This is a genomic window from Alloprevotella sp. oral taxon 473 str. F0040 (assembly GCF_000318095.2).
Lineage (GTDB): Bacteria > Bacteroidota > Bacteroidia > Bacteroidales > Bacteroidaceae > Alloprevotella.
This window is the reverse complement of record NZ_KB290709.1, coordinates 1-23,999: the sequence shown is the minus strand read 5'-3', so window position 1 is coordinate 23,999 and position 23,999 is coordinate 1. Positions and strand designations below refer to the sequence as shown.

The following is a 23,999-nucleotide window of genomic DNA, read 5'->3' as shown; positions in this document are numbered from 1 at the left end:
GCTAGATGTCTTTAGAGTTTCACTTTGACTTTCACAGGTTTCGATTCGTTTTGTAAACGATCGAGAGCCGTGATGACGTAAGTGTATTTTTCTTTACCAAACTGATAAGGAAGTTTATACATCGTTTGGTCGGTGATGGCAATGATGTGGGTAGAAGAATTCAGATCTATCTTTTGCCCTTTTTCAAAACAATAGACTACATAACGCTTTGCATCGTCCATCTCTGTCTTGGCCTTGGGTGCTGTCCAGAAGAGATAATATCCATCGGGCATCCAGAGTTTCTTCACCTTGCGAGGCTTCTTAGGAGCCTTGTTGTCGATGAAAGGCATGAGCGGCTGAAGGGCTGGTGTAAGGTGGTAGTTGTTCTGAAGTTCGTAAGCAAAGTTTCCTTCATTGCGCACCACAGCAGCAGAATACCACAGGCAGCTACCCGCCACATTGGGCAAATTGCGTTGCAACTCAAACTTAGCTGCCATTTGATTGACGGTGGGATTGTTGACATCGCGCGCACGAACGGTGCGTTCCACATCTTGCCCAATGATTAAAGGGCGACCATTGGTGTGGCGTGACCACCAACGGATGAGACGTTCGTAGTCGGCTGACTTGTGTCCGATTTCCCAATAGAGTTGTGGCACCACATAGTCCACCCAACCTTGGTTCACCCAATAGAGCACATCGGCGTAAAGGTCATCATAGTTTTGAAGTCCGCGCGTTTCACTTCCAGGAATGTTGCTCCCAGCTGAGAGATTGTGGTAGATGCCGAAAGGAGAGACTCCAAACTTCACCCATGGTTTGACACTATGCACGGTGTTATAGAGCATCTTCACGAAGGTGTTCACGTTAAATCTTCTCCACTCTGCACGGTCTTGTATGCCATTGCGATTGGCGAGATAGGTGGCATCGTCGAGAATCACTTGCCCTGGTGCAGGATAGGGATAGAAATAGTCGTCGATATGGAGTCCATCTACATCATAGCGGCGGACGATGTCGGTAGCCACATCGCAGATGTAACGCTGATTTTCCATGATGCCTGGATCGAAGAGCAGCAGTCCATCATAGCGCAAGAAGCGATCGGGATTTTTAAAATAGGGATGGGTCGTGGCTAATTCTTTTGTACCCTTGGTTTTGGCACGGAAGGGGTTAATCCACGCGTGCAATTCCATGCCACGATAGTGACACTGATCAATCATCCACGCGAGGGGATCCCAGCCTGGATATTGACCTTGACGTCCTGTGAGAAATTTGCTCCAAGGTTCATAATTGCTCTGGTAGAGTGCATCGGCTTCGGCACGCACTTGAAACATCACGACATTGATGCCACAGGCTTGCAAGACATCGAGCTGACGGGTGAGATTGGCTTGCATCTGCTCGCGACTCATGCCTTGGAACTGGCCATTGACACACTGAATCCAAGCACCACGCATCTCGCGCTTCGGCCCTTCAAAGGGGTTTTGTGCATACACGACAAGGTGCAATACGAAGAGAAGAAGAAATAGGAGCGATTTTTTCATTGAATATTGTTGGAGATTAGCTAGTTGTTACTTTAACAATTAGTTTTGCATTATCCTTAGTGGAAGGGATTTGTAGCAGAGCGCGGGGAAAAGCTGCAATTGTTTTGAAAATCAAGTGAGTGATTCCTGTTGTAGGCTTTTCTTTCTGACACCAATCTTGACCACAAATTTACGACTTTGACAGCTATTTTCCAACTCTTCTCCTCAAAAAGCCGAGATTATAACCTGTTTGCCGTAAAAAAAGACAGATAAGCATCGTTGATTCTACAAAATGTTCTATTTTTGCATGCATATTTCTGTTTTCATTTTGATTCCCTTTTTATTTATCAACAAACATTCTATCATCCTTATGAATAGATTCCTTTTCCTCATAATCTTCTCACTGGCCACACTGGGAGTTTCAGCGCAGCAACGTGCAGTGTATGTGGAAGTTAATGGTGCATCCAATGGTTTTTCTGCCAACTACGATTCTCGCCTTGCTCCCAACTCTCATTGGGGTTACGATGTGGGGCTAGGACACAGCATCGACACCTACGGCTCCTCCTATCGCTACGAGCTCTCGCATGTGTCAATGCCACTGCGCATGTATTACCTCACGGGAAAAAGAGCGCATCATTTTGAAATCGGTGCTGGAGTTGTACCTGGTTTTTTGCGATATACAGAACGTATTTCTCGAATAGATGAGGAGAATCAATACCATATTGAATCCAAGAGAAAGCAGTTTTGCTACTATCTCACGCTCAATATGGGCTATCGCTATCAAATGACTCGAGGACTTGTGCTTCGTACTGGACTCTGCATCAACGCTCACGACCGCGAGAATACGGACAACGTCCTTCAACCTTATGTTGCGATCGGCTATTCATTCTAAAATCGACTACTCATTCTAGATTTGTAGAGATTTGTTGAGCTATCTCAACTATATCCTTACCCGTAGATGCCTCAGCAAGTACGCATCTCAACAAGTATTTCTCATATTCTCCTTCTAAATACTCAGCTACTATGAAATCCTTCTTAGGTTTCTTGCTTTTACTCTGTGTGGCACTGCCTATGGCTGCACAAAAACCTCAACATGCTGTCTACACAGAATTCGGTGGTCTTTCCAATAGCTTCTCCGTGAGCTATGATGCACGTTTTCATGGCAACAAAGGTTTGGGATATAGCGTCGGAATTGGCTACGGCGGCCAGGACTCTCCTTTCTCTATCCTAAACAATGACTCCTACCTGTGTGAGGGTATTGCCATACCTCTCGAAATCAACACTTTGATTGGTGGTAAACGTAATTTCTTAGATTTCGGTATTGGTCTGAACCTCGGTTACTACCAAGATCGCACCAACAACTCATGGTTCTTTATGCAAATGTCTGACACTGGAGAAGATCCCATGGAAAAACAGATTTATAACCTCACGAAAACAAACACGAGTAATCCTAGCTTTGGTTATTTCGGAAGTTTGAGAATGAGCTATCGCTACCAAGCTCCTAAAGGTTTGTTCTTCCGAGTGGGTCTGGCCGTCCTTTCTGGTTTCAAAGACCTCAAATACTCTGTAAGCCAGCATTCCACATTTGCCCCACACATAGCCTTTGGTCTGTCGTTCTAATCGCGATTTGTGACAGTATAAAAGCGGGTTCTCGACTTTTCACTTCTAACATCCTCACACCAAGATAAAACTATGGCGCAAACTTCCCAAACTTTGTGGAAAACCATCAAGCGATACTTCAATGCACTGCCCGACAAAGAGCATGAAGCTGAGACCATCGAACAAATCAGCAGCGGGGTTTCCTTCCACGGCTCCAACTTGTGGGTGCTGGTCTTTGCCATCTTCATCGCTTCACTCGGACTCAACGTCAATTCCACCGCAGTCATCATCGGTGCGATGCTCATTTCTCCACTCATGGGGCCGATTATCGGCATGGGATTGGCAGTAGGTATCGGAGATTTGCCCTTGCTCAAGAGTTCTATCAAAAACTATTTCGTAGCCACAGTGATTAGTGTGCTTACAGCGATGGTCTACTTCTTGATTTCTCCTCTCACCGAGGCACAGTCTGAGCTCCTCGCACGTACTTCTCCCACACTCTACGATGTGTTGATTGCGCTCTGCGGTGGTGCTGCAGGGATTCTGGCTCTTTCCACACGTGGCAAGGGCAATGTATTGCCAGGTGTGGCCATTGCTACAGCCCTCATGCCACCACTTTGCACAGCAGGTTATGGTTTGGCAATGGGAGAATGGTCGTTTTTCTTCGGCGCATTCTATCTCTATTTCATCAACACGGTGTTCATTGCTCTCGCCACCTACATTGGGGTTCGCATGCTTCGCTTCCGTCCTAAGATAGTGGTGAGCAAAGATCGTATGAGGGTAGTGAATCGCACTATTATTGGCATTGTATTTATCACCATGATTCCAGCTACAATCATGACAGTGCGAATCATTCGTGAGAGCGTGATAGACAATAACATCACCAAGTTTTTGAAGCACGAGCTGCGCTATCCTGGCACGCAAATCGTGTCTCACCAGAAGGATGGGGAGAAAAAGCTATTGAATGTGGTGGCCGTGGGTAATCCTATCTCTGCGAGCAACATTGAAGATGCACAAAATAAGTTGGAAGAGTATAGTTTAGGAGAATATAAACTTCAAGTTTTCCAAGGTGCACAATCCGATAGTTTGTTACTTCTCAATGCTTCTCTCAACAAATTGGGAACAACAACCGAAGCCAACAACAAAAAACTATTAGAACAGGCTGGTCGCATCCAACATCTTGAAGCGCAACTCCAATCCTATACTCAATATGAAACGATGAGTCGCAGCATCAGTGGTGAAATCAAGACTTTGTGGCCCAATGTTCAGACGCTCAGTCTGTCACAAGCTGTGGAAGTGCCAACAGATAGTGTAGCATCCTCTGATAGTCCAACTATCTCTGCCCCTTCCGAAGGGCAAAAGTCGCACATTGTCCTAGCAGTGGTCACCCATAAAGGAAGACTCTCGGAAGCAGAGCGCGCACGCCTCAACGACTGGCTCAAAGCACGCACCAAAGCTCAGCAACTTCAACTCATTCTCCGTGCGCAATAACGTTCAATCGTGATCTCTGCCATAGAAGTGAGTGCTCTGCTATAGATATAAGAACTCTGCTATAAATTAGCATAAAAAAATCACCTAAAAAAGGCCGTGATGTAATCCTCTACATCACGGCCTTTTTTTCGTTTAGTCAGTTTATTGCCACTTCACACGGCCTCCCACTATCACCAAGCCTCGATAGCCAGAAGTCACTCTGCGACCACTTAGATCCACTGGCGCAAGCTCTTTCACCAACTCCCGCTGGTGTGAGATAGCAGTGACATGCTTATACACATACTCAATCGTATGGTGCGTTTCCATCTTAGGCAAAGTCATAGCATCTCCACCATCATTCCCATCTATGCGCCAAGATTTATAAGAATAATCCTGGATATTCTTGATCTCGAGTTTAAAGGAATCTCCAGCCTTCACATAAGATTCGCGAGAAGCAACGATTTCCTCGTCCTTATCATCCACAAAATTCTCCTGCAATTTGAAGAAAGGACGCACCGCATATCGACGCGGCACAAAACTATAGGTTTGTTGCGTTTGAGCATCAGTGATTTCCCAAGCCTCGCCCGTCACACGACTAGTCTTCATCGCGAACATCACAGGCTCTTCTCCCACCATGAGATCACCGCTCTTAGAGATTCCCGCGAGATATAAACCTGTCGCTTCGTTGTAAATCTGCCATCCCAAGTAACTCTTCGTAAACACCCACGTTTCCTCAGGGCTATGAGCAGCCTTTGACAGAGGAATGATAGACATTTTGGAAGTACTTCCTTGAGCTGTCCACAAGTGAGGCTCTCCTTCACGCATGGTTGTAACGACGACACTCATGTTATCATGAATCTCGATAGACTGCTGTGTGAGTGAATCAAAGCCTGTTAAACCATTGGCTCTGTATTCTACATTCAGTTCACCACCCACCAAACAAGCACTTGAGCCTTTAGGATCGTAGGTGACACAAGAATAGTAAGGTATTTGAGGAGGAATCAAAAAAAAGCAACTTTCTTGCGGTTGCACTATGGAGTCGGTGAGTAAATAAGTGCCAAAGGTATCATAGCATTTTAGCACAATCTTCTTGGTACCTTGTGCCGAAGCGGCTAGTGTAAGCACAACCACAGCGAGCAAGGCAATAGAACGATGCAATAAATAGTGTTTCATGTGTTTTGTGTTGGTGCCGTAAAGTTACAAACTTCACAACAATCCCGACTTATCGCCAACGATAAATAATGTAAATTGGAGCAGATTTCTCTAGAAAACTGAGAAATCTGCTCCAAACTATATCTTTACCCATGCTCACCCAAGTAGTCGAAGCGAGATGCACGGCTTCTCACTCCTGAAAAGCTCATGTCATCTTCCCCTATTTTACTTTATCAAGAAAAGCATGACACCCCTTCACGCACTACTTCTTGCGCAAAGTAATTTCAATATTCTCTATCTCCTCGCGGAATGCTGCATCCGTAGCAAACAATCGTTCTATCTTTTTACAACTATGCAAAATGGTGGAGTGGTCGCGCCCTCCTAGTTCACGTCCGATTTGCGACAACGAGATGTCCGTGAACTTCTGTCCGAGGTAGCACACGATATGACGTACTGCCGCAATGTTGCCCTTGCGCGATTTGGAGCATACCTCTTTAGATTTCACGCCATAGTGTTCACACACCAATTCTGAAATCTCGCGGAAGCTCAGTTCTTTGCGCGCTTGGTTCACAATTCGTGGCACCACACGTTGCGCCAACTCCACCGTAATGTGAGAGCTTATCGTTTTCATAGACTCGGCAATGATAGAATTGACCATACCATAAAGTTCTCTTGCATTTTCCGACACGACATCCGCCAAATAGTCCACCACATCCATGGGAAATCCTTCCACCCCATCACGACGCAATTTACACAAGATAATGTCGCGACGCAAAGTGCGGTCAGGTTGTTCTAGCGGAATGGTGATTCCCCAGCGCAGACGCGAGAGAATGCGATCTTCCAATCCTTTCAATTCAGCTGGCGAACGGTCGCTGGTGAAAAGCATCTTGCGCCCATTGGCGTGCAAGTGATTAAAGATGTGGAAAAAGGCCTTGAGTGTTTTTTCACCGCTGATTTCTTGAAAATCATCGATGATGAGCATATCAATGCTTTGATAGAAGTGGATAAAGCTATTGATAGCCGTGGAATTCTTATTGTTGCGGTCGGCCATCGCAGCATCCGCATACTGCACCTGAAAGTTGCGCGCCGAAACAAAGAGCACACGTCGTTCTGGAAATTTCTCTCGCACAGCATTTCCCACCGCATTCACCAAGTGTGTTTTTCCCACTCCCGAAGGCCCATACAAGAAGAAGGGATTGAAGGTCTGCGCATCTGGATTTTCCGCCATGGCACGCGCCATATTTACCGCAGCACGATTGCTGATACCCTCGCAATAGCTATCGAAAGTATAGGCTTCGATCAGGTGCGTATCGAAGTTGGAGGGTTGCGCCACAGGTGTCAGCTGCGCTATGGGCTGGTGCACCGCTGGAGCTGTAGTCGAGCCTTTAGACGAAAGCACAGACACCTGTCCCGAGCTATCATTATTCCCGAGCATATCGGTGAACACCCACTTCACGCTGGGCATGGTTCCCCACACCTTCACCATGGCATCACGCAACTGCATCCCCATCGCCTTAAACATCGTGTCACGAAAAGCCGCAGTAGGCACCTCCAGCACCAATATTTGCTCATCCTCATGGCTACACTTCATGTGATCCACAAACATCGTGTAGATGTTTGCGGAAATGGTAGGCTTCAAGATTTGCAAAGTAGAGAGCCATTTTTGTGACATAGTGCGGGATATGAGGAGGTTAAGGAGGGTTCGATGTCTTTCGTCTTCGACAGAGCCGCAGCCAGCCAAAAACAATGGCGCAAAGTTACAAAAAAAACATCACATTTTCCCTATACCCTTACCCTTTAATTCTCCTCCACTACAAGGCGATAACCCTGCCCATGCACATTGCGAAGAGAGAGCAGAGCATCGGAAGCCAATTTTGTGCGCAGACGCGACACAAAAACGTGGAGAGAGCGAGCATTGTAGGCCGTATCACTGCCCCACAGGTCAAGCAACAAGCCATGCCGCTCCACGATTTCATTGGGATGCGCAAAGAGACGTCGCAGAATCTCAGCTTCACGTTGAGTCAAGGGTTGCTCCGTGCCATCGGCAGTCTGCAGCAACGCTCGCGAAGGATAGAGGGTCGTGGCCCCACAGCTCAAACCTCTTCTAGCCTTTTCTGTTGGCTCACTCTGACTCTCCTGTTCTACCATCTCCACCATCGTCCCCTTGTGTGCTGCCTCTGCCCCTGCTCCATTTTCCCTTTCGGGATGGGGTGGAAATTGTCGCAACAGAGCCTGAATGCGGGCCACCAGTTCGCGCATCGAAAAGGGTTTGCGCAGATAATCATTCGCTCCCAGTTGCAGCCCGTGCACCACATCGTCTGTGTCGGTGCGTGCAGTGAGCACGATGATGGGCAGTCGCGCATCTTCCTGTCGCAGTTTTTGGATTAGGGAGAAGCCATCCATCACCGGCATCATCACATCCGTCACCAGCAAATCTGGACGTTCTGCCGCATAAGCCTCTAATGCCGCAGCGCCATCGTGCGCTAGGGTCACGGCAAAATCAAGGGTGACGAGCGTATCTCGGAGAATACCCGCCAGATCACGTTCATCTTCAGCGAGGAGAATGCGAATTTTATTCATATCTTCATGAGAGATTTAAGAAAACGATTGGTGCAGTTTGCCACACCATCGTCGGCAAAGGTCAAGATGTCTGCGGTACTGCATCGAGAGGAAGAACGACACGGAAGCAACTGCCCTTCCCCATCTCACTCTGCACACTGATGCGCCCCCCCAGTTGCCGCACCAGACAGTCCACGTGGTAGAGCCCAAGCCCATAACCACGCACTGTGTGCAAATCGCCCTGCTCCACCCGATAAAACCTTCGGAACACTTTGCGCAAATCGCGCGCAGCAATGCCCACACCCTGGTCTGCCACCTCGATGATAACCGCGCGTGCTGCCTCATCTTTCCTCACTCGAATGTCCACCACGGCTTCTTCATTGGAATACTTAATAGCATTGTCTATCAGATTGTTGAGCAAATCACGCAACATCAGCCGATCAGTCGAAAAAGCCAAATCATTCGGTTGCACATCTAGGAAGATGCTCACAGGTTTGTCATGCCCAAGTTCGTGTTCGTCTTGCAGTTGCAACAGCATTTCCTCCACCGCCAAACCTTCATACTGGGGTTTGCGCCATTGTGGCTGAGGACGCAGCGCATCAAGCAACGAAGTGACTAGTTGTTGCAGTTGCACGATTTGTCGTTGCGAAGTGCGCAGCAGTTGTTGTCTTCGCCCCACATCTTGATCTGCACCAAAATCCAACAAAGCCTCGTGGGCAGCCTGCGCCACAGCTATTGGCGTTTTGAGTTCGTGCGAGAGATTGCGCACGAACTGCGTGGTGGCAGTGGCTTCCTGCTGCCGCAAACGCAACAATGCCAGCACCACAATCGAGATGATGAGAAAAAGCAGAAAAACTGCAAGACTCGGAATTTCGTTGCGCAGCACCACTTTCCAGCACGACTCATAGCGCAGCACATAGGCTTGCGAATAGTCATCACTCACAAAGAGCGTGTCTGCCAAGTCCTGCGCAGAGGGCTTAAATTCATCACCGCCCCACGGCATCCACTGCTGGGTGTGAAGAGCGCGAAATGTCACTTTATCGTTGACTAAATCCACTTTCTGCAATTCATAACTAATGGGGAGCTGCTCGCGCATCAGATGGGCATGCAACAGACTGTCGAGCAAGGCGGCATCGGGCGGCAACCACGAATCGATAGAGGTGTGGAGCGTGCGTTGCATCTCAAGTGCCACTTCGTCCGAAGCCTTGGGCAACTTCATGAGGTGGGAGAGCTCGAGACTCGCAGGAAGATAAAAATACATGTTGTCTGTGACACGATGACGACTGGTTCTGACAAACATCTCCACCACGTCGGCACTCTGCAAGCAACTTGGCACTCGTTCGTTAGCTTGTGCCACTTCATGACGCAATCGCTGCACCTGCCAAACGCCCAAAAGGCTCAGCATCACAATGATGCTGAGCGAAATGAGTTGCACGAGTCGATGAAGCGAGAGACGTGAGGTCATGATTCTTGGAGTTATCGAGAGCGAACGCTCCGTGGCTTAGTTTAGTCGGAAAACAATGGGCAAACTGAAGTTGCAGCTCACGGGCTTTCCTTTGCTATCGAGCGCAGGTTTCCATTTGCCGGGCAGTTTCTTCACTGCGCGAATGGCTTCTGCATCTGCCGAAGGATGGAGTGATTTGAGGATGCTAAAACCGCCTGCTTTGCCTTTAGCACTAATCGTAAATTTCACGTAAACGACCCCTTGAATTTCTTTTTCAATACAATCTTTGGGATATCTGATCAGTTTGGCTACATCCGCCATGAGTTCCGCATCGCCAGTGCCATATTTAGCTTGGGTCTGCACATTAGTCTTTTCTTCGGAACTACTGATGCTCACCGTTTCCACAGGAGCGCAAGCCATGGCGACATTGCTGGTGGTAAGCAGGAAGGAAGAGAAAGCGAGAAGGGTGAATATCTTCTTCATGATGAGTAGAGGTTATAGAGTTTTGCTCCAGCATTGCCGCCTAGAAAAGCAAGGAAGGGACAAGACTCTGGGTGAAATCAAGGGGCACTTGCAAGTGACATAGAACGAACAGAGGAAACGAACTTTTCTATTTCGCAAGCGAGGAAAAAATCTGCCGTTCTGTCCATTGTTCTACACAGCGAAATTAGTGGTTTGCTCGTGGCTCGCCAAATATCTCTCCCATTATTTTCCGACGGTGCACAAATTATAGCCCTTTGCTAAGCCTTCGTAAGACTTCATTAAGCCTTTGTCTCGCGATAACTCTCCACAAGTGCTACAAGGACATTGGATTATCTCACACAAAATGTAGGAAACAAGAGGGGGAAATCTCGGAGATGCGCAGAAAAGTCTCCGACATCTGTCTGGAAATCTCCAAGAAAAAATGGAAAATGTCGGAGAGTTTGCCTACTCATCGAAGAGTCATCGAGAAACGAGGTTATCTCCTTGCCCCAAAGAGCCCAAAGCGAGGAAGAAGAAAACGGAGGGTGAACGAATCTTAAAAAGACTTCCTCACGCGCGCATGTACACGCGCATTACAGCGATTTTCGTATTTTTACTTTCACAACCTTCACAGAAAACTCTGTAACCTATTATGTTTCAATTCGTAGTGCGCATCTTTCGGACATATTTTAACACACATCGGTTCCATCGTCCTATTTTCCTACCTTTCGACTGCTCCAAGCTGTCTTGTAAAAGCAGAAAATTCTCTCCCTAAAATAGAACATTCAACACCCCCTGCGTGAAGGTTGTGAAAGCAAAAAACACGAAATTCCAGGGATGCGCGCGAGCGTACGCGCCCACGCGAAGAAATCGCACCCTCTTTGAGACGGCAGCAAGGGCTCTCCGTCCTCGAGTCTTAAACTATCTCAAAATTCAGTGCTGAACGTCTAGTTTTAACATTTACAGTGACACTTTCGGCTATTTGCATCCCCATATATAATAGGGGGGCCACACACAAAGAAATGAGAAGAAAAAGAAGCACGAGATAATTTGTCAGCATTCGAGACAGCATCTCAGAGATTTTCGTTACTTTTGTAGTTATAAATATCTTTCGGTTATGAACACTATCTTTGCTGACTACATCGCACGCATCGAGATTTCAAGTCTTTGGAGCGGACACAAGCACATCGTCTGGCAACTGCGCCCCGACGTTAATGTGCTGAGTGGGAAAAATGGCGCAGGAAAAAGCACCATCCTTTCGCGCATGGTGCAGCAGGTGGGCAGTCTCTCCGCTTCGGGCGAACTGCACCTCGGAGCACGACTGGGCGTGAAGCTCGACCTTTTCCCCACTGATGCTCAGCGCATACGCTATGACGTGGTGCGCTCGGTGGATCGCCAGATGGTGACAAGCGAACGCGTGACTACCCTCGCTGAAGGACAAGTGGTGACCGAACTCGACTGGCAACTCTATCAACTGCAACGCCGATATCTCGACTATCAAGTGAACATCGGCAATCGCATGATTGCCCTCCTCACCAGCGGAAGCGAGTCGGCGCGCGAAGAAGCGGCTGCCGCTGCCGAGGCTAAGACGCATTTTCTGGATTTGGTGGACGAACTCTTTGCCGAAACGGGCAAACGCATCGACCGCGAAAGCAATGAACTGCGCTTTTTCCAATACGAAGAGGTGCTTTCGCCCTACGTGCTTTCTTCAGGAGAAAAACAAATGCTCATCATTCTCCTCACCACGCTCACGCAAGATCGCCAACCTTATGCGCTCTTCATGGACGAGCCAGAGGTGTCGCTACACTTTGATTGGCAAAAACGCCTCATCTCGATGGTGAGGAGCTTAAACCCTAACGTGCAGATTATTCTCACCACTCACTCCCCTGCGGTGATCATGGATGGCTGGGAGGACTGTGTGACTGAAGTGTCGGAGATTACATTTTAATGACCTTTTGGGGTTAAATGCTTTTGCCTTATGTCTCGTCTCTCTCACCATATCAATTCGGCCTACATCGCAGCGGCCAACCGCTTGCGAGGCAAAAAGGCGCGCCGCATAGTGGTGGCCTATGTGGAAAGCTATGACGACATCTTGTTTTGGAAAGATGTCTTGCGAGAAGTGGAAACCGAAGCGATGGAGTTTGAGGTGATGCTGCCCTCGCAAACCTCGCTCGGAAGGGGCAAGAAGATAGCTCTCTCCAACCGATTGGGGCATAGCATGATTGCTTGTGTGGATGCCGACTATGATTTTCTCATGCAAGGAGCCACTCCTACGAGCGAAATGGTGTGTCGTTCGCCCTTTGTTTTGCACACAGGGGTCTACGCCATCGAAAATTTGCAATGCCACGCTGCAACCTTGGCGCACGTATGTGTGATGGCGACACTCAATGACCAGGAGGTGATGGACTATGAGGCTTTCTTCGCGGAATTTTCTGAAATCATTTTTCCCCTCTTGGTGTGGAATGTGTGGGCATATCGCTACGGTCGCTACACGCAGTTTTCACTCTCCGACTTTGCGCGCGTGGTGGAACTGAGGTATATCAACATTTACCACCCCGAGGAGATGCTGCAAGCCTTGAAGCGGCGCGTGAATCAGCAGATCAACCGCCTGCAACGGATGTTTCCCGAAGGCCGACAAACGTATGCTCCCCTGCGCGAACAACTGTTGCAATTGGGCGTGACACCACAAACAGCTTATCTCTACATGCGTGGACACGACTTGCTAGATGGCGTGGTGATGCCATTGATGACGAGCATTTGTGACATGCTGCGCAGACAGCGCGAACGAGAGATTTCTAAATTGGCTTGTCATGCGGTGCAGAAGCGCAACGAATTGGCAGCCTATCAGCATGCGATTGCACCCTTTGAGGCTATGGTGCGCAAACAAACTGCCTATCACCACACAGAAGCCTTCGAGCGAATCGTGACAGCGGCACACGCTTTGGTGGCTCGATGCGAAGATTTGGTGCATTGTCCCGAGGATTCGGAAGAAATGAGTTTTCCTGCTATCCCAGCAGAGGAAACTCCGCGACCTAAACACTACGATGCGCAACAGCAACCGACGATGCGCTCCAACGCTTCCTCAAAACGGAAGTCGCCTAAGGTGAAACCTTACGGTAAACTATGATTCTCAACCCCTAAACCAATGTCTACTTCTCTTTGGATGATCGCCACGTTAGCGGTCTACTTCTTCGTGTTGCTTGGCATCGCTCACTGGGTGAGTGGGCGTAAACATCAAACGAGCAACGCTGCTTTTTATCGTGCTTCACGGCGCGCACCCTGGCCTATGGTGGCTTTTGGCATGATAGCCGGGAGTATCTCGGGGGTGTCGTTCGTGAGTGTCCCTGCGTGGGTGGGGGGCATCGGCATGAGCTATCTGCAAATGTGCATGGGCTTCATCGTGGGCTACATTGTGGTGGCGGTGGTGCTACTGCCCCTCTATTATCGCCTGCAACTCACGAGCATCTATGGTTATCTCTCGCACCGCTTTGGCGACCGCACACGCAAAACGGGGGCGGGGTTTTTCCTCCTCAGCAAATTGGCTGGAGCCACTGCCCGACTCTACGTGGCGACTTTGGTGCTCCACACTTTTATTGCAGCTCCACTGGGCATCTCTTTTGTTGTCACCGCTGCGGTGACACTCCTCTTGATTTGGCTCTACACCTTTCGAGCAGGACAAGCGAGCTTGCTCTACACCGATGCGCTGCAAACCTTGATGCTCACCCTTGCTGTCGTCGGAACGCTCTGGGCGGTGATGCAACAGATGGGGCTGGACTGGCAGAGTGCTTGGAAGTTGATTGACGAGAGTCCGATGAGCCGTGTGTGGGTGTGGGATGCCTCGTCCAAGCAGGCGTTTTGGCGGCAGTTTCTTAGCGGTATCTTCATCGTGATTGTGATGACTGGCTTGGATCAAGACATGATGCAGAAGAATCTCACTTGCCGCACGCTCCGCGATGCGCAGAAGGATATGTGTGTCTATGGACTTTCTTTCCTCCCCATCAATGCTTTGTTGCTCGGCCTAGGGGTGCTGCTCTATCATTTTTGCAAGATGCAACACATTGCTTTGCCAGCGAAGAGCGACGAACTCCTGCCAATGCTCGTGAGTAGTGGGGCTTTGGGACATTTAGTGGTGTTACCTTTCACCATCGGCATAGTGGCAGCTGCTTTCTCGGCTGCCGATGGGGCGATAACTGCATTGACCACAAGTTTCTGCATCGACATTCTCGACCGTGAAGACGATGTGCGCTTGCGAAGAGGGGCGCATGCAGCTGTGGTGGTGCTCTGTTTTGTGTGCTTACTCATTTTTCGCTTGGTCGATAGTCCGAACGTGATCAACACGATTTATGTGATGGCTTCTTACACCTATGGCCCACTACTGGGACTTTTTGCCTTCGGACTCTACACACAGTGGGAGATTCGCGACCGCTATGTGCCTGTGGTGGTGATAGTAGCTCCCATAGCAACGGCTCTCCTTGACCACTATGCTCCGATCTGGTGGGGATATACCTTTGGCTACGAACTACTCATACTCAATGGAGGGCTCACAGCATTAGGACTTTTTGCACTAAGACGTTTCAAAAAATAGCAGTTTGCGCTTGTTCACTTCGATAGCTCTCTCTAAATTTGCAGCACACAAAACGATAGATGCCTGACAGAGGCTTGACTCTCTCCTCTGATAACAAGGAGGTTCTCCTCAAACAGGGAGGTTTATGTCCTCAAAGAGAGAGACTTTTCTCCTTAAAAGAGAGGATTTTTCTCTAAGGAGAGATTTTTCTCCCTCCTAAAGAAGAGATTGATTTCCTCTGTTTAGACACAACTTTCGGACAATCACTTTTTGAAATCCAAACGCTCAAGTAATATGGAAAAGAAAATTCGCGCTGCCATCGTAGGATATGGCAATATTGGCAAATACGCGCTCGAGGCTATCGAGGCTTCTGGCGACATGGTGTGCGCTGGTGTGGTGCGCCGCAACGTGACAGGAGAGCAACCTGCGGAATTGGCGCACTATCCTGTGGTGAAACACATCTCCGAACTCCAAGATGTGGATGTGGCTATCCTCGCTACACCAACCCGACAAGTGGAGGCTTACGCGAAAGAGTGTCTTGCACTCGGCATTAACACGGTGGACTCCTTCGACATTCACTCTAAAATTGTGGATTTGCGCCGTTCGCTCGATGCTGCTGCCAAAGAGCATGGTGCTGTGAGCGTGATTGCTGCGGGTTGGGATCCTGGTTCTGACTCTGTGGTACGCACCCTCATCGAAGGTCTGGCTCCCAAGGGAGTGACCTACACCAACTTCGGCCCTGGTCGCTCCATGGGTCACTCTGTGGCTGTGCGTGCCATCGAAGGTGTTCGTGATGCTTTGTCGGTGACTATTCCCCTAGGCACGGGCATTCATCGTCGTATGGTGTATGTGGAACTCGAAGAGGGTGCGGACTTCAAGCAGGTAGCAGCGGCTATTAAGGCTGATCCTTACTTTGTGAACGATGAAACGCACGTAAATCAAGTGGAGAGTGTGGACGCCCTCAACGATGTGGGTCACGGGGTGAACCTCGTGCGCAAGGGTGTATCGGGTTGCACGCACAACCAACTCTTTGAGTTTAACATGCGCATCAATAATCCTGCTCTCACGGCTCAAGTGCTCATCAATGTGGCTCGTGCTTCTATGAAGCAACAACCTGGTGCTTACACCATGATTGAGATTCCGGTGATCGACTATCTCGAAGGCGACCGCGAAGCCTTGATTGCTCACCTTGTGTAAAAGGGAATATTCTCCTTGCTTGCGCTGAGCATTCGCAGCAGAATACTGCAAAAACAGGCTTAAGGGTCAAAAACAATATCTCCGCATGAGAAGAGAACTTCTAATGCGGAGATGTTAGTATCTATTCTTCTTTACAGACTACAAAATCCCCCGATATCACAAACGATATCGGGGGATGGTTTTAATCTTATGTTAAGTTGCTACTGAATGATGCAAGTTCTGAACAATGCAAGTTCTGAATGATGCAAGTTCTGAACAATGCAACGATTGAAGAACGTAATCACCGAACTATGCAAGCTCTGAATGAACGCTTAGTCTTACAATGAACGATTGAAGAACGTATCCATCGAACAACACTGCCAATGAATCACTTTCGCTTAGGGTTTCAGAAGTTTCTTACCATTGACGATGAAAAGACCATGGCGCGCTTTTTCCACACGGCGACCTTGAAGGTCGTAGGTAGAGACGTGACCAAAGGATTTCGCCCCAGTCACACTGCCTATGCCCGTGGCTTTCTCATACACCACGGTGATATCTCCGTGCGCATCAATGCGTTTGAGGTCACTGAGCATGCTAATGGTTTCTTTCCACTTGAAATCTTTAATTTCGGGAGCGACAACCGTCACTTCACTTCCTGCTGGTACGATGCTTTGCTCGGAGGGAAGAACCGATTTTCCTTCAGTATCCACATAGCGCACCGTCAAACGGAAGTAGGGAGCAGCAACAAAAGTGTAGAACTGATAAGGATGACCATAGGTGTGCCAACCAGTCATTCCACCAACTACGCCATCCCAGTATTGTCCGTTCGTGCCTTGTACCTTCCACGTGCCATCGGCATTGCGAGAAGCACTGAATTGTCCCGCTTCTTTGGCGACAATGACCTCTTTGCTCTCTTTGAGCACCGGCATAAACAACGCTGTTGCGGGATGGAAAAACTGCCAGTGGCTGCCTTTCTTCTGCACCTTCCACACAAACTGCGGAGAAGCTTCCCCATTGTTGAGACCTCCTTGCAACACTCTACCAGAGGTAGCAGAGACATTGCGGAAGCCTGCACGATTGGGATCCTTAGTAGAGAAGTCATAGATGAGTACCTGCTGACCATCTTTCAACTCCTTCAGCGGAGTTGCTAGGGCTTTCACACCGAGCAACGCTGAAGTAGTGTAGACTATCGTGCGATACACATCGTCTGTGGGGGTTAGTTTGATTCCCTCTTCAGGGAATTCTTTCAGACTAAAAAAGTCGATTTTGGGGGCGCGAATCACCACGCTCTCCCCCACGGGTACGGCGATAGTATCTTGTGCCAACAACGTGCCGTCGTCATTGATGGCATCTAGAAAAACCAGGTGCTTCGACTTTTTGTAGACAATCGTAAAGGTTTGTGCTTCGTTACCTTGTTGAAGTTGAGGAATTTCACCTTTCACTTTGTACCCCTTGAACTGAGGCACCGTCACTTGAGTGGCATCTGTGGGCAGATATTCCGTGATGGTTTGCAATTCCTTGCCATCAGTGGTGACACAACGATAGGTCACTGCACGCGCAGGAACAAGTTCCCAGCCCGTACCTTGGGGACGAACGGCATTGTCACCGCCTACACCACTACCCGAAGACACACGGCCTTGCAATTGAGGAGCAGAAGCCGACACGGGGAAGAGGAATTTACCACCCGAAGCAAGGGTGAAATCCGTTGTTTTAGGTGCATAAGTGAGGGTAATCTTCGTAGGAGTCTTCGACATCGTCACAGGAAATCCGAAGCGTTCTACCTTTTGCGTTTCAGGTTGTCCCACAAAACGCTGGGTAGTTACGTTGCGGAGTTGCATGGTCATCGTACCTCCTTTGGTGTCAAAGGCAGAGGCATTCACCACTTCCCAACCGTTATTGGCATTTTGTCCAGATAGAGTGTGAATAAGTCCTTGTTGTTGACCATCATCAGCGAGCATCGCGCCAGCATGTCCAGCCACCGTGTTGCGCACTACATACACCTGTCCACTTTTGGGGAGCACGGCAGGAGCTTCCACCATGGGAACTTCTTCACCAACAGGGGTGCCACCTACAAAGCTCCACAAACCACCATTTCCATCTGTGGGATTGGTGTAGACATTCACTGCCAATCCTTGACGCGACATCGAAGCGTTCCACCACTGTCCGTCGTGTTTTGCCGAACGAATGGTGTAATAACGATAACCATCGGCCACACCATAGCCCTTGTCACCGAGGATAAAGTCATAGTACTTCGCCTTAGTGTCGTAGTTCCAGCGACCATTCACCGCAACGGCGGTGGGACTAGCGGCCACGCTACCTTCGGGATAAGCCTTAGAAACCAGTGCAAAGCGTTCGGGATTTTTGGGGTCTACCTCCAACTTCCATTGTTGATAATCATAAGCAGCCTCCCCTTCTTTAGCTTGAGGAGCCGTCCAAAGGCGCAAAGCCTGTGCACCATTGTGCTTTTCGGCAGCCACAATCGGAGAAGTATTGCTCAAGAGTTCGATGCAACGACCGCTACGTTCTTTATCATTACCACGAGTCACGATGCGATAATACACTTCTTTTTCAGCAGTGCTCACCGTGGGATAGACCATCGTAGAAGCCTTATTCTCATTGAGATAAGCACGGTCGTAGCTGTAACCTGCATAGTTCAACATCGTGGTGTCAGCACGCATGCGCTGCACAAACGAATCAAAGTTCTTTTTATTTTGAGGCGACCAACCAGCTTCACCCACGGCAATCAAACGAGGCAAGGCAAGGAACTCCATCACATCGGGAGTCGCCACGTGTTCTGTCCAGAACGTGCCTTGCACACCGATGGAGTGTGAGAAATCCGTGGGTTGCTCATTGTAAGTGGCTTTGAGATGATCGCTACCATTTCCAGGGAGCGTCTTCATCCAACCCTCCTTACGAGGCGCACGATTGATATAATAAGGACCATAAACCGTGTAGATGCTAGGAAGTCCCAAACTATTGGCAATCTCCGCGCCTTTTCGAGCAGGCACCCAGCAATACACCGTTGCGCCGGTCTTCTTCATCAGTTGGAGATCCGCCCCCTTTTCCGTCACGGTCTCATTCCACACCGAAATCTTGCGACCTTTGCGCTTGAGATAATCCGTAATCTCAGCAATAAAGTGCGTTTGCAGTTGGCGGTAGCTCGTGAGGTTCAACTTTTTGTACATGGCTTGACACTCTGCGTTGTTTTCCCAAGCTGTCGTGGGACATTCGTCACCACCGATGTGCACATTTTTGGAGGGGAAAATCTCCATCAACTCATCGAGAATGTCTTTCACGAAGCGTACTGCCTTAGGATTCGCCACGTTCAACACGTCGGTGAAGACACCCCCCCACGTTTCCACGCGGTGCACCCCATCAGGATTGCACGAAAACTCGGGATAAGCCGCCATCGCTGCGGAGAAGTGACCAGGCATGTCGATTTCGGGAATCACCTCAATGTGCTTTGCAGCGGCATACGCCACGATTTCTTTCAAATCCTCACGAGTGTAGAAATAGGGGCCATATTGTTGGTTCGTCCAATAAGCACCGTGTTCCATAGACGTCACATAGGTGTTGGAAGCCACCGCACCCACCTTGGTGAGCTTGGGATATTTCTTCACCTCCCAACGCCATCCTTGGTCTTCGGTCAAGTGAAAATGGAACTTATTGAGCTTGTAAATCGCCATCACATCGAGCATCTTCTTCACCTCTTGCACGGTGAAGAAGTGGCGCGCCACGTCGAGCATAAAACCACGATAAGGGAATCGAGGTTTGTCAGTGATTTGCACCAAGGGCAACTCATAAGTGACTACCTTTTCATCCTTCACTCCAGCAGCAATGCAGGCTGGCAGCATCTTCTTCAAACTGGTTAAACCATAGAAAAAACCCGTAGTGGTGGCACTTTCCAAACGGATACCCGTAGCAGTCACCGCCAGTTTGTAGCCCTCTTGTCCGAGAGTTTTGTAGAGTGTCTTATCGTGCACCAACTCCAGTGCAGCACCTTCAGGCTTCTTGCTATAGGAAGCCGTAGCACCAGTGGCTGATTTATTGAAATCAGTCACAAACTTTTGAGCTTCTGCCTTGATGCTATCGGGAAGTTGCGCCCCGCCGATGGTGAACTGCGCAGGCAGACGATAAGTTCCCTTGTCCACACGCATCTGCATGGGCACAGGAGTCAAATTAACAAACTGTTGAGCTTGCACCTGGGAAGCCCCAAACAAAGCACAAGCCAATAAAGTGGATAATAAGGTAGATTTCATGTAGATTTCTGTAAATTCAGATGACAAAGATAGTGATTTTTCGTCATATATACGCTTTCCACACCTAAAAACAGCTCCCTTCTGCTTATATATACAAACAGAAGGGAGCCAATTATTCAAAAATATATTTTATATACTTTTGCAAGATTAGCTGAGCAAAAGTACAACTCCATTTTATCTCATTACGTCTTTCAGAAATGGCAGCCATCACCACGGCTCATTTCACCTCTATCACATCGCTCAAGCGCGTGGTGTAGTGAGGCGAGCGATGCTCTGACGATACCACCGAAGAAGGGTCAGTCTGCGAAGCTAAACGGAGGGAGTGCTCTCCTATGACGGCATGCAGATTGTCCACAGTGGCTTGCAGCCGTTGCTGCTTTTCACGATCTATCGTGTCAAACAATCCACCTTGCACCCCATCATGTTCGATGAGCGTTGCCCCCACCCCTGCACGCTTCACGGGCAATCCGTCAAGATGCAACGACACAAGACACTGCCCCACAGCGGCTGCCAATTCACGAGCTTCATTGGTGGCGACTTCAAAGCGATGAAACGTGCTGCGAAAAACATAGGGTTGGAGTGTGGAGAAGCGATCGGTAGCCACAAAGACATTTAGTTGCAAGGCAGCAGAACGGTCTTTACGCAACTTGATGCCCACTTGCACCGCAAAGTCCACCAAGAGGCTGTGCAGGGTTTCTGCATCGATGATAGGGTGTTTGAAGGTACGGGTGTGCTGCAAACTCTGTCGCGCGGCTGGGGTTTCAAGGTCTAAGATGTATTCTCCATTGAGTTCGCGCCACATTTGTTCGCCCAGTTTGTGAAAACTATTGCGCACACGCGTCACTCCCCATTGTGCGAAGTCGTAGGCTGTCTTCACTCCCCCAGCTGCTAATTTGACAAACATCTTCCGTCCCACACCCCACACATCTTCTATCGCCGTGAGCTGCAAGGCTTTCACGCGCTTCTCATCGCTATCGATGAAGCAACAACTCTGATAACCTGGATATTTTTTGGAAAATCGGCTCGCGATTTTTGCCAAAGTCTTGTTGGGTGCCATGCCAATGCTCACCGGAATGCCCGTGCACTGCTTGATGCGCTGCACCAAGTGCCGCGCCACGCTTTGAACGTCGGGGATACCACTGAAATCGACAAAGGCTTCATCGACACTATACTGCTCCATCCGCATGGCATATTGCCCGATGATTTGCATCACGCGCTGCGACATGTCGCAATAGAGTGTGTGATTGGCAGAGCACACCATGAGTCCACTCTGTTGGCAATGATGCTTCACCTTGAAATAGGGTTCTCCCATGCCAATGCCGAGAGCTTTGGCTTCGTTGCTGCGCGCAATCACACACCCATCGTTGTTGGAAAGCACCACGACGGGCTTGTCGAGCAAACACGGACGAAAGACACGCTCGCATGACACGAAGAAGTTATTACAGTCGATGACAGCTATCATACCAACTAATCAGGTGTGGGGAACGAACAAACTAAAGAGGAATATAGCTTCCTCGAGGTTTTGGAGATGAAATGCGCATAGCGCAACGCAAATGCCAGAGCATCCACGAAGTGACGAAGCGACGCGCTATTTCTTGCTCTTTTGCGCCTTTGGCATCGTCTCTCTGCGCACAGCATGGATAACGTAAGTCACCACACCCCACACACTAAATTGCTGATCCGACGCGATGCGCAACTCTGGATATTGGCTATTAGCTGGCACCAGCCGCACATGATTTGCCTCCACAAAGATGTGCTTCACCGTAAATTCGTCATCCACGATGCAAACTGCAATATCCCCATTTTGAAAATCGATGGAGCGATCCACCACGAGGATATCTCCGGCATAAATGTTGGCATCAATCATCGAATCGCCCACCACCTTAGCATAAAAAGTGCTTTCTGGATGAGAAACCAGTTCTCGATTCAAGTCGATTTTCTCTTGATACTGCGAAGGCACAGGCGAGGGAAACCCTGCCTGTGGTCCGCTCTCGGCAAATGGGAGGGCAGTGCTTTCGTCAAATTCTACGCCTTGAATGATGAGTTGCGACATGATGAAGAATATCTGAATAGGAGTTGGGAAATATGCAGAACAACGAGGGCTGATGCACAGGATTTTCTGGTCCAAACAGAGCCACAAGCCCCATTTTCGCAGCCTCGCTAACTGCAAAATTAAGGGTTTCTCACGAGATAATGCTCATGCTTTTTGCTAAACATCCCTTCCTCGAAATCTTCTCTGGGAGAAAGCTCAGAAAACGTCGGAGTTTTTCTAAATTTTCTCGGAGAGTTTTCCGAAAACGTCGGACTTTTCGTGCTACGCCTCCCTTGTTTTTTAAAGTAAATCGGAACTTTCTCTCTTCTCCGAAGGAAGGAAGAAAACATCACGACCAGAAGAAAAAGAGCGATACGTGAACGATTCTAAAAACGCTCTTCTCGCGCGTACGCGTACGCGCGCATTACAGCAATTTCTATGTTTTTGCTTTCACAACCTTCACAGATTTCTCTGCATTTCTCTATACTTCAAGTATTTACCACCTATTTTCAGACAATTTTTAACACAATCAAAAGCCCAAAATCCACACCAACATTCTAAAACGCAGCATTTAACACAGCATAACTCACTGATTTACAACTCATCATATTGCATCCCTACTCTATTTCTGTGAAGGTTGTGAAAGCAAAAAGTCACAACTCCCTGATGTGCGCACACGCACACGAGGGGATTTTTCTGAAATGTAAAAATGTCTATACACATTTTCCCCCCTCTTTGGTGGCATACTTCCCCAAAGCATACTGCACCTTCACCACTACTCTATTCTGCCCTATCCCCCACATTCTTCCACTATCGTATTTTCGATTATTACTCCCCCTCCGCTGTTTCCCAGTCTCCCACTATTTTGTTCCCTCCATCCTCCCACTCTCCGTCAACATTCGCTCCCGATAAGAGCTTATGTTTCACCTGCACTATTCGCCCACTTTCTCGCAATTCTGACATATCCACCTTACAAAATAGACACACCTTCAAGAAAAATCTGCACTTTTCCTCGATTTTTTCTCTCTTTCGCCTCATATCCTCCCATATACATATAGGGGCTCCTCCATTTAGTGCCCCTTCAATAATCTACTTCCACGGCGAAAGCCAAACTAATATATCATTTCCTACATCTTCTGTTCTCACTTTGGAATAAAGAAAACCATAAAATCCAAACTGCACACCTCAGAACAATAGAAGATTAACTTCATTGTAGCTTGTATTTAATCCCAAAAGGATTTAACAAAAACATCTCAAGAGTACTTCAGATGACACGAGTGGTTTCAACCATATTACGTTGGTAAACTTAAACTATTTCAATACCAGCTCTAAACTCTTACCTTTCTATCTACTCCTTCACTGCCAATATAAACATCCTCACAAGAAGGGGTTGAGCAAAATATGCACGTAAATTCTTTTCTAACTCAAATCGTAGAGTCAAACAATCACACCTTATAAATCACAAAATTCTACCAGTTGAACAATCTTTCTTTCCAGTTCTTTTAGGTCTATGAATTGAGAACTGCGATAAACTTCCTTGCCATCTAATATGAGTAATACGGTTGGACCTGAATATACAAGGAAACGACTAGCAATCAAAGGCTCCTCTGTTATGTCAGTATAGAAAGACACAAGTTGAGCGTAATTCTCCGTTAACGTTCCAACTTTGCTAAACATTACATTGCAAACTCCACAATCGGGAGCCTTAACATAGAATAGGCAGAGACGGTTTCTATTGATAACGAGCTCTATATCATTGATATTCGTTTGATGATTCATATATTTTCGACCTTTA

At 48.3% G+C, this 23,999-nt stretch carries 17 protein-coding genes; 7 read left to right on the top strand and 10 right to left on the bottom strand.

Features of this window, described 5'->3' with window-relative positions; all coding sequences use genetic code 11:
• Positions 1–11 precede the first annotated feature (11 nt).
• Positions 12–1,511 carry a glycoside hydrolase family 10 protein gene (locus HMPREF9999_RS01610; protein ID WP_009436508.1) on the bottom strand — a complete coding sequence of 500 codons (1,500 nt, stop codon included), beginning with the start codon at positions 1,509–1,511 and terminating at the stop codon, positions 12–14.
• A gap of 349 nt (positions 1,512–1,860) precedes the next feature.
• Between HMPREF9999_RS01610 and HMPREF9999_RS01605 the strand changes: the two genes are divergently transcribed.
• The 3 genes from HMPREF9999_RS01605 (at position 1,861) to HMPREF9999_RS01595 (ending at position 4,577) form a co-directional block, all read left to right on the top strand.
• On the top strand, positions 1,861–2,382 hold the full coding sequence (locus HMPREF9999_RS01605; protein ID WP_157049576.1) for a hypothetical protein: 522 nt from the start codon (positions 1,861–1,863) through the stop codon (positions 2,380–2,382).
• A 131-nt stretch (positions 2,383–2,513) separates the two neighbouring features.
• Positions 2,514–3,110, top strand: a complete 597-nt coding sequence (locus HMPREF9999_RS01600) for a hypothetical protein (RefSeq protein ID WP_009436506.1) — start codon at positions 2,514–2,516, stop codon at positions 3,108–3,110.
• A gap of 72 nt (positions 3,111–3,182) precedes the next feature.
• On the top strand, positions 3,183–4,577 hold the full coding sequence (locus HMPREF9999_RS01595) for a DUF389 domain-containing protein (protein ID WP_009436505.1): 1,395 nt from the start codon (positions 3,183–3,185) through the stop codon (positions 4,575–4,577).
• 141 nt (positions 4,578–4,718) lie between these two features.
• Here HMPREF9999_RS01595 and HMPREF9999_RS01590 read toward each other — a convergent pair whose 3' ends face one another.
• From HMPREF9999_RS01590 to HMPREF9999_RS01570, 5 genes are all read right to left on the bottom strand, one after another.
• On the bottom strand, positions 4,719–5,729 hold the full coding sequence (locus HMPREF9999_RS01590) for a MucBP domain-containing protein (protein ID WP_009436504.1): 1,011 nt from the start codon (positions 5,727–5,729) through the stop codon (positions 4,719–4,721).
• 241 nt (positions 5,730–5,970) lie between these two features.
• The gene (dnaA, locus tag HMPREF9999_RS01585; protein ID WP_009436503.1) at positions 5,971–7,380 is read right to left on the bottom strand and encodes a chromosomal replication initiator protein DnaA; all 1,410 of its coding nucleotides are present in this window, start codon (positions 7,378–7,380) and stop codon (positions 5,971–5,973) included.
• Positions 7,381–7,505: 125 nt separating this feature from the next.
• Positions 7,506–8,288 (bottom strand): response regulator transcription factor, encoded by a 783-nt coding sequence (locus HMPREF9999_RS01580; protein WP_009436502.1) that lies wholly within the window; start codon positions 8,286–8,288, stop codon positions 7,506–7,508.
• Between the two features lie 61 nt (positions 8,289–8,349).
• Positions 8,350–9,732: a sensor histidine kinase gene (locus tag HMPREF9999_RS01575; protein ID WP_044062897.1), complete on the bottom strand. Its 1,383-nt coding sequence runs from the start codon at positions 9,730–9,732 to the stop codon at positions 8,350–8,352.
• 36 nt (positions 9,733–9,768) lie between these two features.
• On the bottom strand, positions 9,769–10,194 hold the full coding sequence (locus HMPREF9999_RS01570; protein ID WP_052316458.1) for an energy transducer TonB: 426 nt from the start codon (positions 10,192–10,194) through the stop codon (positions 9,769–9,771).
• Positions 10,195–11,290: 1,096 nt separating this feature from the next.
• Between HMPREF9999_RS01570 and HMPREF9999_RS01565 the strand changes: the two genes are divergently transcribed.
• The 4 genes from HMPREF9999_RS01565 (at position 11,291) to HMPREF9999_RS01550 (ending at position 15,934) form a co-directional block, all read left to right on the top strand.
• Positions 11,291–12,121 (top strand): AAA family ATPase, encoded by an 831-nt coding sequence (locus HMPREF9999_RS01565; protein ID WP_009436496.1) that lies wholly within the window; start codon positions 11,291–11,293, stop codon positions 12,119–12,121.
• 30 nt (positions 12,122–12,151) lie between these two features.
• Positions 12,152–13,300: a DUF4435 domain-containing protein gene (locus HMPREF9999_RS01560; RefSeq protein ID WP_009436495.1), complete on the top strand. Its 1,149-nt coding sequence runs from the start codon at positions 12,152–12,154 to the stop codon at positions 13,298–13,300.
• Positions 13,301–13,318: 18 nt separating this feature from the next.
• Positions 13,319–14,758, top strand: coding sequence for a sodium:solute symporter (locus HMPREF9999_RS01555; protein ID WP_044062895.1), 1,440 nt, complete (start codon positions 13,319–13,321; stop codon positions 14,756–14,758).
• Positions 14,759–15,031: 273 nt separating this feature from the next.
• Positions 15,032–15,934 (top strand): diaminopimelate dehydrogenase, encoded by a 903-nt coding sequence (locus HMPREF9999_RS01550; RefSeq protein ID WP_009436493.1) that lies wholly within the window; start codon positions 15,032–15,034, stop codon positions 15,932–15,934.
• 377 nt (positions 15,935–16,311) lie between these two features.
• Here HMPREF9999_RS01550 and HMPREF9999_RS09825 read toward each other — a convergent pair whose 3' ends face one another.
• The 4 genes from HMPREF9999_RS09825 to HMPREF9999_RS01530 form a co-directional block, all read right to left on the bottom strand.
• Entirely contained in the window at positions 16,312–20,172 is a 3,861-nt protein-coding gene (locus tag HMPREF9999_RS09825; RefSeq protein WP_009436492.1) for a beta-N-acetylhexosaminidase, read from the bottom strand.
• 217 nt (positions 20,173–20,389) lie between these two features.
• The gene (locus tag HMPREF9999_RS01540) at positions 20,390–21,634 is read right to left on the bottom strand and encodes a Y-family DNA polymerase (protein ID WP_009436491.1); all 1,245 of its coding nucleotides are present in this window, start codon (positions 21,632–21,634) and stop codon (positions 20,390–20,392) included.
• 126 nt (positions 21,635–21,760) lie between these two features.
• Complete coding sequence (locus tag HMPREF9999_RS01535) at positions 21,761–22,225, bottom strand: LexA family protein (protein ID WP_009436490.1); 465 nt, start codon at positions 22,223–22,225, stop codon at positions 21,761–21,763.
• 1,431 nt (positions 22,226–23,656) lie between these two features.
• Positions 23,657–23,999: thioredoxin family protein (locus tag HMPREF9999_RS01530; protein ID WP_009436485.1), on the bottom strand; the 343-nt coding region annotated here is incomplete at its 5' end.

What these genes read in the sequence shown, in the direction of transcription:
- HMPREF9999_RS01610 (WP_009436508.1), bottom strand. Translation starts at nt 1,511, where the DNA reads ATGAAAAAATCGCTCCTATTTCTTCTTCTCTTCGTATTGCACCTTGTC.
- HMPREF9999_RS01605 (WP_157049576.1), top strand. Translation starts at nt 1,861, where the DNA reads ATGAATAGATTCCTTTTCCTCATAATCTTCTCACTGGCCACACTGGGA.
- HMPREF9999_RS01600 (WP_009436506.1), top strand. Translation starts at nt 2,514, where the DNA reads ATGAAATCCTTCTTAGGTTTCTTGCTTTTACTCTGTGTGGCACTGCCT.
- HMPREF9999_RS01595 (WP_009436505.1), top strand. Translation starts at nt 3,183, where the DNA reads ATGGCGCAAACTTCCCAAACTTTGTGGAAAACCATCAAGCGATACTTC.
- HMPREF9999_RS01590 (WP_009436504.1), bottom strand. Translation starts at nt 5,729, where the DNA reads ATGAAACACTATTTATTGCATCGTTCTATTGCCTTGCTCGCTGTGGTT.
- dnaA (WP_009436503.1), bottom strand. Translation starts at nt 7,380, where the DNA reads ATGTCACAAAAATGGCTCTCTACTTTGCAAATCTTGAAGCCTACCATT.
- HMPREF9999_RS01580 (WP_009436502.1), bottom strand. Translation starts at nt 8,288, where the DNA reads ATGAATAAAATTCGCATTCTCCTCGCTGAAGATGAACGTGATCTGGCG.
- HMPREF9999_RS01575 (WP_044062897.1), bottom strand. Translation starts at nt 9,732, where the DNA reads ATGACCTCACGTCTCTCGCTTCATCGACTCGTGCAACTCATTTCGCTC.
- HMPREF9999_RS01570 (WP_052316458.1), bottom strand. Translation starts at nt 10,194, where the DNA reads ATGAAGAAGATATTCACCCTTCTCGCTTTCTCTTCCTTCCTGCTTACC.
- HMPREF9999_RS01565 (WP_009436496.1), top strand. Translation starts at nt 11,291, where the DNA reads ATGAACACTATCTTTGCTGACTACATCGCACGCATCGAGATTTCAAGT.
- HMPREF9999_RS01560 (WP_009436495.1), top strand. Translation starts at nt 12,152, where the DNA reads ATGTCTCGTCTCTCTCACCATATCAATTCGGCCTACATCGCAGCGGCC.
- HMPREF9999_RS01555 (WP_044062895.1), top strand. Translation starts at nt 13,319, where the DNA reads ATGTCTACTTCTCTTTGGATGATCGCCACGTTAGCGGTCTACTTCTTC.
- HMPREF9999_RS01550 (WP_009436493.1), top strand. Translation starts at nt 15,032, where the DNA reads ATGGAAAAGAAAATTCGCGCTGCCATCGTAGGATATGGCAATATTGGC.
- HMPREF9999_RS09825 (WP_009436492.1), bottom strand. Translation starts at nt 20,172, where the DNA reads ATGAAATCTACCTTATTATCCACTTTATTGGCTTGTGCTTTGTTTGGG.
- HMPREF9999_RS01540 (WP_009436491.1), bottom strand. Translation starts at nt 21,634, where the DNA reads ATGATAGCTGTCATCGACTGTAATAACTTCTTCGTGTCATGCGAGCGT.
- HMPREF9999_RS01535 (WP_009436490.1), bottom strand. Translation starts at nt 22,225, where the DNA reads ATGTCGCAACTCATCATTCAAGGCGTAGAATTTGACGAAAGCACTGCC.